The 14650-nt window shown below is 33.1% G+C and carries 12 protein-coding genes; all 12 read right to left on the bottom strand.

Annotated elements, in window-relative coordinates; translation table 11 throughout:
• Positions 1-334 precede the first annotated feature (334 nt).
• A complete protein-coding gene (aroA, locus tag BLP44_RS20055) occupies positions 335-1564 on the bottom strand; it encodes a 3-phosphoshikimate 1-carboxyvinyltransferase (protein ID WP_091135536.1) in 1230 nt (409 codons plus the stop codon).
• Between the two features lie 134 nt (positions 1565-1698).
• Positions 1699-2025, bottom strand: coding sequence for a nucleotide pyrophosphohydrolase (locus BLP44_RS20050; RefSeq protein ID WP_008465007.1), 327 nt, complete (start codon positions 2023-2025; stop codon positions 1699-1701).
• Between the two features lie 3 nt (positions 2026-2028).
• The gene (locus tag BLP44_RS20045; protein ID WP_091135533.1) at positions 2029-4017 is read right to left on the bottom strand and encodes a DUF3857 domain-containing protein; all 1989 of its coding nucleotides are present in this window, start codon (positions 4015-4017) and stop codon (positions 2029-2031) included.
• Between the two features lie 3 nt (positions 4018-4020).
• Positions 4021-6045: a transglutaminase domain-containing protein gene (locus BLP44_RS20040; RefSeq protein WP_091135529.1), complete on the bottom strand. Its 2025-nt coding sequence runs from the start codon at positions 6043-6045 to the stop codon at positions 4021-4023.
• Between the two features lie 33 nt (positions 6046-6078).
• Positions 6079-7986, bottom strand: coding sequence for a DUF3857 domain-containing protein (locus BLP44_RS20035; RefSeq protein WP_091135525.1), 1908 nt, complete (start codon positions 7984-7986; stop codon positions 6079-6081).
• A 64-nt stretch (positions 7987-8050) separates the two neighbouring features.
• Positions 8051-8503 (bottom strand): D-aminoacyl-tRNA deacylase, encoded by a 453-nt coding sequence (gene dtd, locus BLP44_RS20030; RefSeq protein WP_091135521.1) that lies wholly within the window; start codon positions 8501-8503, stop codon positions 8051-8053.
• Positions 8504-8537: 34 nt separating this feature from the next.
• Complete coding sequence (locus BLP44_RS20025; protein ID WP_091135517.1) at positions 8538-8900, bottom strand: four helix bundle protein; 363 nt, start codon at positions 8898-8900, stop codon at positions 8538-8540.
• A 30-nt stretch (positions 8901-8930) separates the two neighbouring features.
• Positions 8931-9908, bottom strand: a complete 978-nt coding sequence (gene rsgA / locus BLP44_RS20020; RefSeq protein ID WP_091135513.1) for a ribosome small subunit-dependent GTPase A — start codon at positions 9906-9908, stop codon at positions 8931-8933.
• Between the two features lie 266 nt (positions 9909-10174).
• Positions 10175-11257 (bottom strand): bifunctional 3-deoxy-7-phosphoheptulonate synthase/chorismate mutase type II, encoded by a 1083-nt coding sequence (locus BLP44_RS20015; protein WP_008465020.1) that lies wholly within the window; start codon positions 11255-11257, stop codon positions 10175-10177.
• Positions 11258-11269: 12 nt separating this feature from the next.
• Positions 11270-12127: a prephenate dehydrogenase gene (locus BLP44_RS20010; protein WP_091135510.1), complete on the bottom strand. Its 858-nt coding sequence runs from the start codon at positions 12125-12127 to the stop codon at positions 11270-11272.
• A gap of 106 nt (positions 12128-12233) precedes the next feature.
• Positions 12234-13361: a DUF7151 family protein gene (locus BLP44_RS20005; RefSeq protein ID WP_119793162.1), complete on the bottom strand. Its 1128-nt coding sequence runs from the start codon at positions 13359-13361 to the stop codon at positions 12234-12236.
• Between the two features lie 88 nt (positions 13362-13449).
• Positions 13450-14595 (bottom strand): pyridoxal phosphate-dependent aminotransferase, encoded by a 1146-nt coding sequence (locus BLP44_RS20000; protein WP_091135506.1) that lies wholly within the window; start codon positions 14593-14595, stop codon positions 13450-13452.
• Positions 14596-14650 lie beyond the last annotated feature (55 nt).

Genomic DNA, 14650 nt, shown 5'->3' with positions numbered 1-14650 from the left:
GCGTTGTCAAGTGTTTTGGCTTTTATTTTCAAAAGTCCTTGATTTTGTGAGGTTTCGAGAACCATTAAAAATGTGTTTTTTTCTATAAGAAACATTTTCAACATATTATTTTCATTTCGACGAAGGAGAAATCTTCGCCAGAAACTCGACAAAGATTAGATTTTGATTGCGGAGCTACTTGCGAAGATTTCTCCTTCGTCGAAATGACAAACTTTGCGATTATATTCAAACTTGGACATAAAAAAACCTCTGGCTGAACCAGAGGCTATGTTTTAAATACTTTGAGTAAGCTTTTATTTAAATGAACTTATATTACTTACATGGTTCATTTTTTTTACAATTCTGAAATTTGAAAGTTTAAAGCCTTTAAATCGTCCCAAAAATCTGGATACGATTTTGAAACAACTCCTGCATCTTCTATAATAATTGGAACTTTTATTGCCAACGGCGCAAAAGCCATTGCCATTCGGTGATCATTATAGGTTCCGATTTTTACATCATGATTTATAATATCAGATTTTACTAAAGTCAAACTGTCGTTTGTTACGGAAATATTTGCCCCTAATTTAGTAAGTTCTGTTTTAAGCGCTTCTAATCGGTCTGTTTCTTTAATTTTTAAAGTATGAAGACCTCTTAAATGACATCCAATTCCTAAACCTAAACAAGTCACTACAATTGTTTGCGCAATATCTGGTGTATTGTTCAATTCAAAATTTACATCTTGATAATTGAAACCTGCCACTTTTTCCAAAGTCATTTTATTGTTTTGGAAAGTCGTTTTCACTCCCATTTTTTCATACAGCGAAACTAATTCCGAATCTCCCTGAAGACTGTTTTCTTTATAACTGCTCAAAGTTATTTTAGCAGATTCAGATAAAGCAACTAAACTAAAGAAATAAGAAGCTGAACTCCAATCCGATTCTACAACCATTTCTTTTGTTTCAACAGATTCTTTAGGGAATACTTTGATTACGTTTCCTTCAAAACTTGTTTTAACCTCTAAATCCGTCAGCAAAGCTAAAGTCATTTTGATATAGGGAATTGAAGTAATTTCTCCTTCTAAAGTAAGTTCTAAACCATTTTCTAATTTTGAAGCTACAAGCAAAAGTGCCGAAATATATTGGCTGCTTACATTTGCTGCCAAAGTAACTTTTGAAGCCGTAACTTTTTTTCCTTTGATTCGAATTGGCGGATAACCTTCTTCTTTTTCATAAGAGATTTCAACCCCCAATTGTCTTAAAGTATCAACCAAAATTTTGATTGGGCGTTCCTGCATTCTGCTAGAACCTGTCATAACCACTTCTCTACCTTCGTTTACAGCAAAATAAGCAGTCAGGAAACGCATTGCAGTTCCGGCGTGGTGAATATCTACGATTTCATCATTTCCTACTAATGCTTTCTGCATTACTTCGCTATCGTCTGAGTTTGAAGTATTGGCTAAAGTAATATTTGGGAATAAAGCTTTTAGAAGCAATAAACGGTTCGTTTCACTTTTTGAACCGGTGATATTTAGTTGCGAATCATCAATGGTGAATGGTGAATTCGTGCTTAATTTTAAATTCATTTTTTTAATTGTAAGTTGTGAATTATGAATTATGAATGATTAGAAACATAATTCAGCCCCGCAATTTACCACTCCCCATTCATAATTCAAAATTGAAAACTCATAATTCAAAACTTATGAGTGATATTTCACAATTATTTCAATTTATCATTGTTTTTGTGACGATCTTTATCTCTAACCGATTTTAAATCCATTTTTTTGTCGAAAGCCGCTTGCAAATCGATTCCTGTTTGATTGGCTAAACATAGCACAACAAAAACAACATCTGCCAATTCTTCTCCTAAATCTTTGTTCTTATCGCTTTCTTTTTCAGATTGTTCTCCGTAACGGCGTGCAATAATTCGAGCAACTTCACCTACTTCTTCTGTAAGCTGCGCCATATTGGTTAATTCATTAAAGTAACGAACTCCGTGTTCTTTTATCCAAGTGTCAACAGCTAATTGTGCATTTTTCAAATCCATCTTCTATATCTTTTTAAGAATTATTTTTTCATTTTGGCTTACGATCATCTTCTGAAAAAACTCTTTTATCATTCCGTAATCCTCAGCTGCAAAAATACTATTGTTGATTTCTTTTTGGCTCACAATTTGAATTTTGTTTCCAGCAACCGAAAAATTTAAGATATAAGACATCTGTTTATCCTCTGAAGTTATCTTTACCGGTTTTGGAATAGATTCTACAGCATAGTTTTCTGGAATTTGAATACTAAAATTAAATCTTTCCATATTTTTATATCCAAAATAGATAGGCATTTGCCTTTTTTCTTGGCTAAAAGGATTTTTATTTCTGGTAAAAAACAATAATGGATCGATAAAAATCTTACCATCAATAATATCTAAACGGTTATTTGATGTAAATGAAAAAGTTTCTACAACAGATTGATCCAAATTTGATTTCTGATTTTCTATTGAATAATTTGAAATCTCTACATCTCCCAAATTATTTTCAAATTTCTCCAGATAAACGTCCTCTGCTTTACCATTATTTTCTTCTCTAAAACTATATGCATCATAATCTGTCCTTTGAACTCTTATTTGACCATTCATTTTTCCATCTGGATCAATTTTAGCCATCAAGCCATAAATTTCTTTCGACTGTGCTACTGGATCTAATTCAATTTCTTCCGAACTCCCATCTTTTTTAATTAGTCGCCCTTTCCAATTTAAAACATTTAATGGTAAAATGTTCGGCGCCGTGAGTTTGTGAGTAGCATCCAAAAGAATTCTTTTACCATCAATTTCTGCTGCTGCTATTACATAATTAAATCCAGTTCTTGTGGGATAAACCGGAAGTCCGTTTTGAATTGTACTTACCAAAACAGGATTTGCTTCTATACCAGCTGCGCGAAGCATGTTTATCAAAATAAAATTTATTTCTGCAACATTTCCAGTTTGTTCTTTATAAGCTTTTTCAACTCCTTTTTCTGTGTAATAGCTATTAATTTCGTTCCAGTTCATTCGATTTTTAACATACGTAAAAATCAGATTTAATCTTTCTTTTTTATCTTCTACGTTGGTTAATAATTTATTCAAATCATCTGTAAACAAAGTGCCTTGATTAAGCTGTTTTCCAAAACTTTCGTCTTTAAAAATAGTTTTTGCAACACCTTCCCAAGTTAAACTGTAGTCTTTAACAGGCTGATCAGGCAGACGAACTCTTTCTAATTCTTGCTGAATACTTCCTCGATAATTTTCTAAATTATTAACATAAGGTTCCTCTTTTAGCGCTGGAACATCTTTTCCTTTAAAAAAGGTTTCAATTTGTTTATAACTAAATGAGCTTGTCTGGCTGTAAGCATTATCAAAGCTCTGACTGGCACTTGTAAATTTAGATTCTGTTTCGAGCGGAATTCCTCCAACTAAGAGCGGTTTATAAATGTAAAACTCTGGAATCTGTGTTTTATAATAAAAATAATCAACAGGAATATCAAACTGAATATCAAAATCTGGAAATTTAATAAGATTTTCAGATCTTAAAACATATTTGTACTCAATGATAGAACCGACTTTTACATTTGGCAAGGTAATCGTCTTTTCCTTCCAATACTTATTAATCTTGGTTTTAAATTCTCCCTGGTTGTTTAGTTTTGTTTTTACAATGTTTCCATTCTCTAAATTATACGTCACGGCTTCTGAAAATTCTAAACGATCTTCGTTTAACTTTTCGTATCCAGTATAAAAGCGCACTTTCTGGTCGGCCCAGCTTAAACCTTCTTTCCTGTATATTTTGATTTTTACTTCACAGACATGATTTGCGTAGAATCCAACATCTTTGTTATATCCAAAATAAGTCCTTCCTTTTTTAAACAAGATAGCAGCGGGTGCGCTGCTATCTTTAGGATGAACTTTCTCATTTAATTCTGCGATTGTTACTTTGCCCAATTCATAATTTTGAGCTTGAATGGTTATTGTACTCCAAAAAAAGGCAATACAAATTAGGAGAAATTTCGGCATAATTTAAATACGTTTTAAAACGATTTTTTCTGTTTCTTTAGCAATCATGGTCTTGTAATATTCTTTCAGCATATCATACTTTTCAGCGGAAACAATAGCTTCATTTATCTGATGTAAAATAGACAATTGTAAAGTATCTCCATTGGATGCAATATTAAATTTAAAAGCACCAAGATTATCTTCCATTGTTACAGCTGCAGGAGCCGGCAATGTTTCCACTGCAAAACCTTCTGGAATTTTAATCGTGATATTATACTTATCAGCAAACGGATAACTAAAATCAACCGGATATTCTCTCACTTCCTGTTTAAAAGGATTTTTATCATTGGTAAAAAATAGCATCGGATTTAAGTATATTTTATCGCCAATCAGCTCGCATAAATTATTTCCTGTAAAAGAATAGGTTTCTATAATGGGAAGCAATACATCATGTTCATTGGTTTTAGAGTAGTCGCTTATCTCTATTTTGTTATGCTTGTTTTCAAGTTTCTCTAGATATTCCTCTTCTTTAAGATTGCTAATATTGTTTCTTGCTATCATAGCATTATAATCTGCATATTGTCTTCTAGTTTTCCCTGTGACTTTTCCATCAGAATCAATGCTGTAAGACATAAAAACATTATCACTTGATGCTTTTTCAGGCATTAGATCAATCATTTCAGAAGTTCCGTCTTTTCGTATTAATCTTCCTTTCCAGTTTAAAACTCTAAGTGGTAAAATATTTGGAGTTGAAAATTTTTCGGAAGCATCTAATAGAATATATCCACTTGGAGTTTCTACAGCCGCAATTACATAATTAAACGCTGTTCTGTTCGGAAAAAGCGCAATTCCATTAGAACGTGTGCTCACCAAAACCGGATTTGCCGTTAAACCAGAATAACGAAGCATTGCTGTAAGCATTAAATTAATGTCGGCAATATTTCCTGTTTTTTCTTTGTAGGCTTTCTTTACGCCATTGTCACAGCTATAACCTGTATAATTGTTCCATTTCACGTTTGATTTCACATGATTAAAAATGGCCCAAATTTTCTCTTCTGGTGTTTTTGTTTCTGCAAGCAGTTTTTTCAGGTCATCTTCAAAATATCCTGTTTTATTTAATTCTGGACCAAAATCTTCATAATCATAAATTGTTTTAACAACTGAATTCCAATCTGTAGAAAGTTGCTTTATAGGTTTGTTTGGAAATCTCGTCATTGACAATTCATGTGAAACCGATGACATATAGTTTTCTATATTATTTACATACGATTCATCTTTCATCGCTGCAAAATTTTCTGCAGTATAAGTCGTTTGAGTTTCTACATATTCAATTTTATCCTGATAAAACTCTGTTTGAGTTGCTCCGCCTCCAAAACCTCCTGTGTTATATCTTTCTTTTGAATTAATAAGGAACGTTTTGTTAGCTTTTTCTGAAACCACCTTGGGAAAAACATACCCTTTTTGTGCTGGAGTAAAAACAAAATATTCAGGAACATATGTTTTAAATTCTGAATAATTTACAGGAATACTAGTTTGAAAATCCCAATCTCGAATAAGTACATCTGGGCTTCTAACGCTGTATTTGAATTCTATAACAGAACCTTCTTTAACATTCGGCATAGTGATTTTCTTCTGGCTTCGAAATTTACTTACTGCCTCATCAAATACTCCATCACTTTTCAGTTTTGTAGCTTCAATTTTACCTCCTACCAAATTATACGTCACAGCATCGCTTACAGATACTTTCTCTTTAAAATCAGTACCGTAGTAATACCAAATTGCCTCATTGGCCCAATTATATCCTTCTTTTTTATAGATTTTAATACGGGTTTCAACATCCAAATAAGTTACAAATCCTGTGTTTTGATCGTAATCGATTCTTGCTTTTCCTCTTTTGTATAAAATGGCAGCCGCGGCAGATGAATCTTTAGGATGTACTTTCTGCTGCAGTTCAGTAACAGACACTTTTCCAAGTTTAAATTCCTGTGAAATTATTTTTGGGCTAAGCAATAAAATCACAGTTAGACTAAATAATTTAATAATTTTCATTGGTAATTTTTGGTTTATTTTAGTTTACAATTGTTAGTTTTTGGTTAAGACTATTTTGGCATTGTCGTTTCTTGAAACTTGTTCCATAAATAAACGGTATTCATCATATTCTTTGTTAGAATATTTTCCTTTGTTGAGGAACATAGTTCTTTTATAAGTTAATTTGTTATTGTCTTTTTTGATGATTTCAGTTTTGTATTCGCCAAATTTTCCTTTTAGCTCATAATTCTGGGGAAGAAATTCAATACTGTAGCCATCAGGAAGATTGATCTCGATTTCATCTGTATCGAAATAGCCACGCTGAATTTGAAATGGATTTTTGCGGTTTCGCACTCGTTTTATATTTCCTGTATATTGATTAAAAGCATCAACCACAAAAATCATTTTATTACCCGTCAACGTTCCATAATTTGTTGCGCTTAACTGAACATCTTCAGTAAAACGAATATTCTCTTTATCGTTTGTAAAAGTAATTTTGCCCAATTTCAAGTTGTTGATATTATCCCAATACTCTTTGTAATGTTCTTCTTTTTCGTTTGGCTGCATGGTTTCTACTCGAGATTTAGATGCATATTGACTTCCTTGTGATGCAATTTTTAATGTTCCTGAGAAATTTCCAGCTCCATCAATTGTGTAAGTTCCTTTTCCATCTTGGATATTTCCTCGATCGTCGTAGATTTTAGTGCGAACAATTTCTCCTCCTTCTGGTTTTACAACCAAAACATCACGATCGTCTGTAAAAGTTCCTTGATAACCAAATGGATCATCCTGACTTGTACATTCTAGCCAGATGTAACTATCTTTGTTCGGAATTGCCAAAATCATATGGTTTCCTTGCATCGAAACAAAATCAGACTGAATATCTGCTTTGTAACGATCGCCGTATAAAATGGTATTGTAAGACGGAACATCTACAACCTGCAAAAGTGCTTTTGTATAATTTGATAATGCTTTACAATCTCCGTATCCTAAACGATCCACATCATTGGCCAACATGGGTTTCCAACCGCCAATACCAACGGCAATGTTTACATATCTGGATTTTTTCTGCACATAATCGTAAATGATTTTAGCTTTCTTTACAGGATCTTTTTCATCACCAACAAGAGCCCTGATTTTGCTTTTGGTTTCTTCGGGTAAAACAGTGGTTCCCGTTAAGATTTTATCGCCATACCATTTACCGAATGCTTCCCACGTGGTAGCGTTTCCATCAACTCCTTCTAAATGGAAGTTTTCTAATCCCATCATAACTTTAGGAAAAAGATCTGAAGGCGAAGGGCTAAGATCTTCTTGTTTTTGAGCAGGAATATTTGTTGCTATATAACTTAAATTGGTATCGGTATCGGCTGTTTTTTTTATGTTGAAATTATCAAATCGGAACTCTTTTTTCTTAAAGCCCAATCCTTTTGGAAAAGTAACATTCAAAACACATTTTTCTACGCTTAAATAGTAGCCACCAATAAAATACCATTGCGGTATAAAGGCAGTATTTGAAGTTTCAGTCTCGCACGTAAAAGCAATAGTAAAAGGATATGAAATTGGAGTATAATTCAAGTAAAGCACTCGATTATCTGAAAAAAGTGTGCTTCCGCTTACGGCACTTTGATCCCTAAAATCTTTTCTTTTGATTTTTTTGATTTCATTTCCTAAAGCGTCATAGACTATAGCTTCAATATTCTTCACTGAAGTTGTCTTATCATAATGACTAAAAGCATCAATATCTTTTAAACCTTTTTCGTTTAAAACAGAAACAATTCTTTGAGTTTTAATATTCATACTTCTTTGCGAAGCAATGACAATATCCATCTGGTCTAAACGAAGAACAGCATTAGCATTTTGTGTTAAACTATCAGGAATAGAAGATATAGGATAAATGCTCTTTTGAGCAGAAATATTGGCGGTAAATAAAATAAAAAATAACGCGCAAAACAGGTTTTTCATTAGTAGGTATTTTCGTCAAATATATATTATTTTCAGAAATCCTTAACAAATGTTTAATAATATTTTATTCCCTGTTTTTGCTATCCATTACGATTGTAACTGGCCCGTCATTTAAAAGGCTGACTTTCATATCGGCACCAAAAATTCCAGTTTGCACTTTCTTTCCAAATTCTTTTTCCACTGCCTGAACAAAGTTCTCGTACATTGGAATTGCAAAATCTGGTTTGGCTGCTTTTATATATGAAGGACGATTTCCTTTTTTGGTCGATGCATGAAGCGTAAACTGACTAACAACAATAATATCTCCGTCAATATCTTGAACCGAGCAATTCATTAAGTCGTTTTCGTCACCAAAAATTCTCATTTTTATGATTTTTCCAGCAAGCCAATCGATATCTTCCTGAGTATCGGCATCTTCAATTCCGACTAAAACCAATAAACCTTTTTGAATATTTGCTGTTTTTTGGCCATCAACGGTTACTGATGCTTCTGAAACTCTTTGGATAACTATTCTCATAGAAATTGTGAATTGTGAATGGTAAATTGTGAATTTATGTAGTACTTAATTTTTGCTTAGAGGTTATAATTATTGAAGCTAAAATTTTATTTATTTCTATAATATCAGCCTTAATAGATCGAAATTGGGTCTCATTTAAATAATGAGATTGAAAAAGCAATTCCAGCCAATAATCTGTTTCATTTGCTTCTTTCTGAGCTATCGCAAGTTTATGAATAAAATCTTTTTTGCTTTCTGCTTGCTCAGATTCTCTTATTAATGCACCTATCGCTGTACCACTGCGAAGTAATTGCTTACTTAAAACATATTCCTTTTTATCATCTTTTAAAAACTGAAAAAGTTTAATAATTCTCAGTGCAAAACTAAAAGACTTTGTTTTGATTATGTTATCAGTCATAATTCACAATTTACCATTCACAATTCATAATTACTTTCTCGTTTCATCACTCGCAGCGCGATCTTCTCCATACGTATCGGTACGATAATGCTCATCGTCACCTTCTAGAATTTTAAGGTAGCTATTGTAACGTGACCAAGCAATTTCATCTTTTTCTAAAGCCGTTTTTATGGCGCACTGCGGTTCTTCTTTGTGTAAACAGTTGTTAAACTTGCACTGATCTTTGAGCTTGAAAAATTCTGGAAAATAATCGGTGATTTCAGTTGGCTCCATATCTACGATTCCGAATCCTTTAATTCCTGGAGTATCAATAATTCGGGCATCAAAAGACAAATCGTACATTTCAGCAAAAGTCGTGGTGTGCTGTCCTTGCTTGCTTTGTTCTGAAATTACGGAAGTTTTTAAGTGAAGACTTGGTTCTAATGCATTAACCAAAGTTGATTTTCCAACACCTGAATGTCCAGAAAACATACTTACTTTTCCGATCATCATTTCTTTCAGCTTGTCAATTCCTTTATTTTCAGTTGATGAAATTCGGAGACACTTATATCCTATTTCCTGATAAATATGCTGCAGATAAAGCTGATCGTCTAAAGTTTGTTCTGTTAAAGTGTCAATTTTATTGAAAACAAGAATAGCCTCAATTCCATAGGCCTCGGCAGTAACTAAAAAACGGTCAATAAAACTTGTCGTCGTTGGCGGATTATCAATCGTAATCAGTAAAAAAACCTGATCAATATTAGAAGCAATAATATGAATCTGCTTTGACAAGTTAACCGATTTACGAACGATATAGTTTTTTCTTTCATGAATGTTATGAATCGTTCCCGTAATAGCATCCGAAGTTTCATCCAACTCATAATCGACTATATCGCCTACAGCAATAGGATTGGTACTTTTAATACCTTTTATTCTAAACTTCCCTTTCATACGGCATTCTATAAAATCTCCTTTTTCAGATTTTACAGTATACCAGCTTCCTGTAGATTTATATACGGTTCCTGTCATTCTTTTATTTTAGATTTCTGATTTTAGATTTTAGATTAAAACCTAAATCTTTTGCAAAGATAAATGAATAATTTAAACCATATAAGTAATATATTTGAATATAACTGGGCGAATATTTTCCTAAACAAAAATCCCCACTACTTCTTTCAAAGCTATGGGGATTTAAAAAAACAATCTATTTTTAATATTGTGCTATAAGAAAAACTTAAGATAAATCTTAACCAAACCTAAATTATCTTATATCACTTATATGGTTTAAGACAAAATTATGCGTTGAAAATTTTCTCTTGATGACCAATACTCTCTTGGTGAATTGCTTTGAATAATTTCAAAACAAACTCTTCAGTAAGGCCTTTTTTCTCACCTTCCAAAATCATTTTTCCTAAGATTTCGTTCCAACGGTTGTTTTGAAGGATCGCAACGTTTGCATCTTTTTTCACTTGACCGATTTCATCAGCTACTTTCATACGTTTTCCTAGCAACTCTAATAAGTTAGCATCCAAAACGTCGATGTTAGCTCTTAGTTTTTTCATTTTTTGGCTGTACTCGTCTGTAGTATCATCCGTTTTTCTGATAGTTAAATCTTTGATGATTTGTTTCAAAGCATCTGGAGTAACTTGTTGAGCCGCATCAGACCAAGCGTTGTCTGGATCGATATGCGTTTCGATAATCATACCGTCGTAGTTCAAGTCTAAAGCCTCTTGAGTTACTTCGAAAATCATTTTACGATCTCCAGTAATGTGAGATGGATCGATGATTAATGGTAAATCAGGGAATTTATTTTGCAATTCGATAGCAATCTGCCACTCTGGAATGTTTCTGTATTTTGTTTTTTCGTAAGTAGAGAAACCTCTGTGAATAACACCTAATTTCTCGATTCCAGCCATGTGTAAACGCTCAACACCACCTAACCATAAAGCTAAATCTGGATTTACTGGGTTTTTAACCAAAACAATTTTATCAGTTCCTTTTAAAGTATCAGCAATTTCTTGAACCGCGAAAGGGTTTGCCGTTGTACGTGCACCAACCCATAAAACGTCGATATCGTGTTCTAAAGCTAGTTTACAGTGCGCTGCAGTTGCAACTTCAGTTCCCATTAATAAACCAGTTTCAGCTTTAGCTTTTTGCAACCATTTTAATCCAATTTCACCAACACCCTCAAATCCTCCTGGACGAGTTCTTGGTTTCCAGATTCCAGCTCTGAATACGCTTACTTTTGAATCTTTTAATTCGTGAGCGATTTTCAAAACCTGATCTTCAGTTTCTGCACTACAAGGTCCAGCTATCACAAGTGGGTGATTTAAATTGAAATCTTCTAACCACTTTCTCATTTCTTTTTTATTTTCCATCGTTTTTATAGTTTACTTTTTTATAGTTATTCCGTTTAATATTTCTCTAATTTTATTTACGCCTTCCATTTCTTCAAAAATGGCGTTGTAGTTGTCGTCTGCCAGCAAATCTCTAAACTGAGTTAAATTTGCGATATACCCTTCTAAGGTTTCCAGAACGTATTCTTTGTTTTGTTTAAAAATTGGTGTCCACATTGCAGGTGAACTTTTTGCCAAACGAACGGTGCTTTCAAATCCACTTCCCGCCATATCAAAAATATCTTGTTCGTCTTTTTCTTTATTCATTACTGTTTTTCCGAGCATAAACGAACTAATGTGCGATAAATGCGAAACATAAGCAATGTGTTTGTCGTGCGAAACGGGATCCATATATCGAATTCTCATTCCAATTGAAGTGAAAAGATTTAATGCTTTCTCCTGCAATTTAAAAGCAGTCTTTTCGACTTCACAGATAATATTTGTCTTTCCTTGAAACAAACCTCTTATTGCTGCTGATGGACCCGAAAACTCTGTTCCCGCAATTGGGTGCGTCGCAATAAAATTTCTTCTTTTTGGGTGATTGGCCACTGCTTCGCAAATTGGTTTTTTAGTAGATCCTACTTCAAAAACAATCGTTTTATCCCCTACAGCATCCAAAACTTTAGGCAAAACTGTCAACGCTACATCTACCGGAACCGAAACAATTACAAAATCGGCTTTTTGCAGATCTTCAAAACTTCCTGCTTCATCAATAACTCCAAGATCAATTGCTTCCTGCAAATGTTTTTCGTTACTGTCGATTCCTAAAATAGTAGCATCAGGATAACGTCCTTTGATGTCTAGCACCATCGAACCGCCTATTAACCCTATTCCTATTACGTATACTTTCATATTTCTTTTTCATTAACTTCAATGAAATTTAGATGAACATGTTAAAATCTGGCAAGTTTCATATTTTATAAATTTCACTTGAATTATCAATAAATTATTAAAAAATTCACTTTTTTAAAATGAGATATCCAATTCCACTTACAGCATATTGCCCGTTAATTTCTGAGCTCAATTTTATTCCTAATTTTATCTCTTTTTTAGGAATTTCATTTATAAGTTCACCTGATTTAAGAGAGACTCTTTCGTTACTTAAATTATTAGTTTTAATCAAAGAATTTAAAATCGTAGTATTATCAGTAACATTATATAATTCTAATAAAGCATAATTGTTATTTACAACATTTGGTCCAGTATAATAAACATACGGATCCGATTCAAAAATTATTGAATTTACATTCTTATAATTACTAAGATCAAAAGTAATACCTGACGCAACTACAGGAATTGAACTAGATGTACTAGCATTAGAACCAACACCATCCGCAATTCTCAATCTAATCTCTTCGCTTACAATTCCTGTATCTTCGTTACAAACATATTTTGTAACTTGAACTTCTGAATTATCTAATATTTTATTATTATTTACATCAATCCCTGATTCAATTTTTATTCCTCCGTTTCCGCAAATTCCACCTTTAGCTTGATCTGTTATATTCACAAGACTTACATTCCCATTAATTCCATTACATACATAAGTTGTATATTTTACTTCATTGTCATTTAATATTCCGTCTTTGTTTACATCTAATCCATATTCAACTTTCAATCCTCCATTTCCACAATTACCTCCTGAATTCTCATTAGTTGTCCTTATTAAATTTGTATTCCCGTCAACTCCATTACAAACATATGCTGTAGAAATTATTTCATTTTCTTCTAAAATCCCATTTCTATTTAAATCTAAACCAGAATTTATTTTTATTCCACCATTTTCACAACTTACTCCTGCAGGTTCTTTTACAACTGTTGTAAGACTATTTTTTCCATTTACTCCATTACAAACATATTTTGTATTTTGAACTTCATTACTATCAAGTATCCCGTTAAAATTACTATCCAATCCCGTCTCAATTTTTATTCCTCCATTCTCACAATCTATTCCTGGATTTACAACAGACATATTTACCAAAGTATTTATTCCGCTTGATCCTTTTTCTCCAATAGGTCCTTCATCTCCCTCACATGCGATAAATAAAATTGGTATTAGCATATAAAATAATTGTAGTTTTTTCATTTTACAGGTTTTATTTTTAATTGTTATATATTAATCTTTTAGATTTTTTAGTTGAAAGATAGTAGTCTTTTTACCTATAGCAAAAACTCTAAAATCGATCAATCGATTCTTGTACTTTTTCTTCTTTCACACACAATGAGAATCTGATATAACCTTCTCCATTGCTTCCAAAAATGGTTCCCGGTGTAATGAAAATATGTTTCTCATATAATATTTCGTCAATGAACTTTTCTGCTGATTCAATTCCTTCCGGAAGTTTCGCCCAAACAAAAAGCCCAACTCCTTCTTTATATACTTTACAGTTTAGCTTTTCTGCTAGTTTCTCTGTTAATTCTCTACGGCGTCTGTAAATTTTGTTTTGGTCTTCGAACCATGATTTATCACATTTCAAAGCTGCAATTGCACCTTTTTGAATTCCGTAATACATGCCGCTGTCCATGTTGCTTTTTACTTTTAGGACCGCATCGATAATTTCAGGATTTCCTAAAACCATTCCGACTCTCCAGCCCGCCATGTTGAATGTTTTACTTAGCGAATTCAATTCTAAAGCCACATCTTTCGCACCTTCAACTTGCAATAAACTCATCGGATTATCATTCAAAACAAAACTATATGGATTGTCGTTGATCAATAATATATTGTGTTTTTTAGCAAAAGCAACCAATTTTTCAAATAACGCTAAACTTCCTCGAGCCCCTGTCGGCATGTGCGGATAACCCAGCCACATAATTTTTACTTTCGAAAGATCTAATTTTTCAAGAGCTTCAAAATCTGGTTCCCATCCGTTTTCTTCTTTCAAGTCATAATAAACCGGAACTGCCTGAACCAAATTGGTTACCGAAGTATAAGTTGGATAACCCGGATTCGGAATCAAAACGTGATCGCCTTCATTTAAAAATGCCAACGAAATATGCATAATTCCTTCTTTTGAACCCATAAGAGGTAAAATCTCATTATTCGGATTCACTTCAACACCAAACTGATCACGATAAAAATCCGCCATCGCCTGTCTCATTTCTGGCAATCCCTGATAGCTTTGATAGCCGTGTCCGTTTTCGTCTTGAATTGCTGCAGCGACTGCTTCAATTACTGCTTTTGACGGACTCAAATCAGGGCTTCCAATTCCCATGTTGATGATCGATTTTCCTTCAGACATCAACTGACGAACTTCTCTTAGTTTTGATGAGAAGTAGTATTCTTCAACTGTGTCTAATCGTTTTGCTGTTGTAATCATGATTTCTATTTATTCTCTTTTAGAGTTTCTTTATTTTTTAATCCCGAAGGATTGT

It is taken from the genome of Flavobacterium anhuiense (genome assembly GCF_900101855.1).
GTDB classification, from domain to species: Bacteria; Bacteroidota; Bacteroidia; order Flavobacteriales; family Flavobacteriaceae; genus Flavobacterium; species Flavobacterium anhuiense.
Note: the sequence above shows the minus strand (reverse complement) of the source record. Positions and strands in the feature narration are given on the sequence as shown.

What these genes read in the sequence shown, in the direction of transcription:
- BLP44_RS20045 (WP_091135533.1), bottom strand. Translation starts at nt 4,017, where the DNA reads ATGCCGAAATTTCTCCTAATTTGTATTGCCTTTTTTTGGAGTACAATA.
- BLP44_RS20025 (WP_091135517.1), bottom strand. Translation starts at nt 8,900, where the DNA reads ATGACTGATAACATAATCAAAACAAAGTCTTTTAGTTTTGCACTGAGA.
- rsgA (WP_091135513.1), bottom strand. Translation starts at nt 9,908, where the DNA reads ATGACAGGAACCGTATATAAATCTACAGGAAGCTGGTATACTGTAAAA.
- aroA (WP_091135536.1), bottom strand. Translation starts at nt 1,564, where the DNA reads ATGAATTTAAAATTAAGCACGAATTCACCATTCACCATTGATGATTCG.
- BLP44_RS20035 (WP_091135525.1), bottom strand. Translation starts at nt 7,986, where the DNA reads ATGAAAAACCTGTTTTGCGCGTTATTTTTTATTTTATTTACCGCCAAT.
- dtd (WP_091135521.1), bottom strand. Translation starts at nt 8,503, where the DNA reads ATGAGAATAGTTATCCAAAGAGTTTCAGAAGCATCAGTAACCGTTGAT.
- BLP44_RS20040 (WP_091135529.1), bottom strand. Translation starts at nt 6,045, where the DNA reads ATGAAAATTATTAAATTATTTAGTCTAACTGTGATTTTATTGCTTAGC.
- BLP44_RS20000 (WP_091135506.1), bottom strand. Translation starts at nt 14,595, where the DNA reads ATGATTACAACAGCAAAACGATTAGACACAGTTGAAGAATACTACTTC.
- BLP44_RS20005 (WP_119793162.1), bottom strand. Translation starts at nt 13,361, where the DNA reads ATGAAAAAACTACAATTATTTTATATGCTAATACCAATTTTATTTATC.
- BLP44_RS20010 (WP_091135510.1), bottom strand. Translation starts at nt 12,127, where the DNA reads ATGAAAGTATACGTAATAGGAATAGGGTTAATAGGCGGTTCGATGGTG.
- BLP44_RS20015 (WP_008465020.1), bottom strand. Translation starts at nt 11,257, where the DNA reads ATGGAAAATAAAAAAGAAATGAGAAAGTGGTTAGAAGATTTCAATTTA.
- BLP44_RS20050 (WP_008465007.1), bottom strand. Translation starts at nt 2,025, where the DNA reads ATGGATTTGAAAAATGCACAATTAGCTGTTGACACTTGGATAAAAGAA.